The organism is Nitrosomonas sp. Nm84 (assembly GCF_003201565.1).
GTDB lineage: Bacteria > Pseudomonadota > Gammaproteobacteria > Burkholderiales > Nitrosomonadaceae > Nitrosomonas.
Map to the genome: position 1 here is coordinate 1 of NZ_QJJP01000071.1, position 2,531 is coordinate 2,531.

At 53.5% G+C, this 2,531-nt stretch carries 2 protein-coding genes; both read right to left on the bottom strand.

Annotated features, from left to right (window positions below; genetic code table 11):
* Positions 1-320: condensation domain-containing protein (locus tag C8R34_RS16070; RefSeq protein WP_146207593.1), on the bottom strand; the 320-nt coding region annotated here is incomplete at its 3' end.
* Positions 321-2,531, bottom strand: a 2,211-nt coding sequence (locus C8R34_RS16075) for a non-ribosomal peptide synthetase (protein WP_146207594.1), incomplete at its 5' end; no start/stop codon positions are given.

Below are 2,531 nucleotides of genomic sequence, written 5' to 3' on the forward strand. Positions count from 1 at the left end.
ATCTGAAAAACCGTGCGCAACGATTCATGTCGTGTTATCAGCCCCTGAAAACTCGCCTGCAACGCTGCAACGTTCAAGTCCCCAAGCAAACGCAGTCCACCGCCCAAATGATACGCCGTGCTCTGCGGATCCAATTGCCATAAAAACCAGTGACGCTGCTGCGCATACGAAAGAATCGGATGGTTTTCCGAAGATTGTCGAACGATAGGCAGCAAAGAAAAATCGATTCCCCGCTCCTTCAGCGCCTTGAGAAATGTCTTTTGCTTATCGAGGGAGAGCGCGGAAAACCGCTCGGCAATATCCTGCTTATTCAGTTCCAATCAATTCTCCAATAAATCAAGTAATTCCGACATCTCCGACAATTCACCGCGCGCACTGGAAGCCAAGGAGTTCACCTGTATCATCGCAGCGATTTCATGCAGCACAGGATGCTCAAAATACATCCGCAGTGGCAATGCAACCGATCTGTTGCGCTGTAATTTCTGTTGCACTTGCAGAATCAATAGGGAATGCCCACCCAACTCAAAGAAATGATCATTCCGCCCCACTCGTTTCAGACTCAGCACTTCCATCCAGATCGCCGCCAGCGCTTCTTCTATCTCACCTTGCGGCGCTTCGTATTGTTCCACGCTGATAAACTCCGGTTCGGGCAGCAGTTTGCGGTCTACTTTGCCATTCGCATTCAGCGGCAGGCTCTCCAGCACGATGGTCGCCGATGGAATCATATAGCCGGGCAGGGATTTTCCCAATGCGCCACACAATTCAACCGTATCTATCTCATTTCCTGCATGACATGACACATAGGCAACAAGTCTTGCACTACCCGGCCCTTCTTTTGCCACCACCACTGCTTCTCTGATTCCCGGCTGTGACAGCAATTGTGTTTCGATTTCACCTAATTCGATGCGAAAACCTCTTACCTTGACTTGATGATCAAGCCGCCCCAGGTATTCAATCTGTCCATCCGATCGCCATCTCGCCAAATCCCCCGTGCGGTAGAGCCGTCCTCCGTTCCCATCAAACGGATTCGCCACGAATCGCTCCGCCGTCAGGCCCGGTCGGTTCAAATAACCGCGGGCAAGTCCTGCACCGCCAAGATACAATTCTCCCGCTACCCCTTGCGGCGTCGGGTTAAGGTCGGTATCCAGAATATAGGTTTGGGTAGCAGCTATCGGTTGCCCGATCGGAATATTACCGGATGCTTCATCACGACAAGTCCAATGGGTTACGTCGATAGCCGCTTCTGTCGGCCCATAGAGATTGTAAAGTTTGGCACTGGGAAGTTGCCTGAATACTGCTTCCTGCATTTCCCATTGCAGCGCTTCCCCACTACAAATAATTTGTCTCAAGCTGCTGCAGGCTGCAACATCGCCATCTGCCATAAAGGCCCGTAACATGGAGGGAACAAAATGCAACGTCGTTACTGCGTGCTGTTGAATCAGCGCAATCAACCGCGCGGCATCACGGTGATCACCCGGATTAGCGATAGCTAGGCGCGCACCAACCATTAATGGCCAGAAAAATTCCCAAACCGATACATCAAAGCTGAACGGTGTTTTTTGCAGCACAGTATCGTCATAGTTCAGGGGATAAGCTTCCTGCATCCAAACCAGCCGATTATGCAGCGCACTGTGACGATTACCGGCACCTTTAGGTTTCCCGGTGGAGCCGGAAGTGTAGATGATGTAAGCCAGATGCTCCCCGTGCAGGTTCACTGCCGGATTATTGTCCGGCCAGTCCATCAAATCCAGCGTGTCCAGTTCCACAACATGGCACCCTTCCGCATATGGAATCCGTTCCCTGACGTGGCTTTGCGTCAGCAATAGTTCAATCGCGCTGTCTGTCACCATGTGATCCAGCCGTTCCCGCGGATACGCCGGATCCAGCGGCACGTATGCGCCGCCCGCCTTGAGCGTCGCCAGCAGCCCAACCACCATGTCGATCGAGCGTTCCACCGCAATCCCCACCCGGCTCTCGGGTTTCACTCCCAAAGCCATCAATCGGTGCGCCAGCCGGTTCGCCCGGCTGTTCAGTTGCGCGTAACTGAGTGTCGTATCGCCAAATATAAGCGCGGCCGCATCAGGGCGTTCGACAACCTGCCGCTCGATCAAGCGATGCACCGGTTCTGTATCGGCATAGCGTCGTTTATTGAGCCCCCAATCTTTTAGCTGTTGCCATTCCGCGGTGCTTAGGAGCATGATGTCACCCACACACCGCGCCGGGGTTTCAGCCAGTTGTTCCAGCACTCTAAGATAGTGTTCGCTCAGTCGCTCAATCGTATCTGCTTCAAACAATTCAGCGGCGTAGGTGAAACGTGCGTCAATCTGCCCGCCCGGCCTCTCCACAGTATCCAGCGTCATTTCAAATTGCGCGCCGCGATCGCCGAGCTCATATTCTTCCACAGTCAGTCCGGGCAACTGCCCCAGGGCACGATAGTCCTCGCGCAGGTGATTGAACATGACTTGGAACAGCGGGTTCTGATGCAGATTGCGTTCCGGTTGCAGCGCTTCCACCAGTTGCTCAAATGGCAG